General features: G+C 66.7%; 1 protein-coding gene. It reads right to left on the bottom strand.

The genetic code is table 11. The features are described 5' to 3' along the window. Window positions 1-508, bottom strand: a 508-nt coding sequence (locus QJ48_RS34565; RefSeq protein ID WP_157261869.1) for an AMP-binding protein, incomplete at both ends; no start/stop codon positions are given.

Below are 508 nucleotides of genomic sequence, written 5' to 3'. Positions count from 1 at the left end.
TGCGGTGCTCGACCATGACACCCTTCGGCTTGCCCGTCGTGCCTGACGTATAGATCATATACGCCAGATCCCCGGGCCCGCTCACCAGCCCCAGATTCGAGGCGTCGTCGTGGTAGGCTCCGTCATCGCTTAGGTCGACGACCGTGCCGGCGAAGTCCACGCGCACCAGATCTGGGCGCTGCGCCAGCAGCAGCTTGGCGCCCGAATCGTCCAGCAGATAGCGGATGCGCTCCTCCGGGTAATCCGGATCGACCGGTACATAGGCGCCTCCGGCCTTCAAAATCGCCAGCACCCCGACCACCATCTCGACGGAGCGCTCGGCCATGATCGCGACCGGTTCGTCGCGCCCCACACCTGCGGCCCGCAGCGTCCGCGCCAAACGGTTCGCCCGTTCGTTCAGTTCGCGGTAGGTCAGCTTCGCGTCCTCGCACACGACCGCCGTCTGCTCCGGCGTCCGCGCTGCCTGTTCCTCGAACAGCGCGCCGATGCTCTGCTCCCGCGGATAGTC

It is taken from the genome of Paenibacillus sp. A3 (assembly GCF_001399685.1).
In the GTDB taxonomy this organism is placed as follows: Bacteria; Bacillota; Bacilli; order Paenibacillales; family NBRC-103111; genus Paenibacillus_G.
This window is presented reverse-complemented; position numbering and strand designations above follow the sequence as displayed.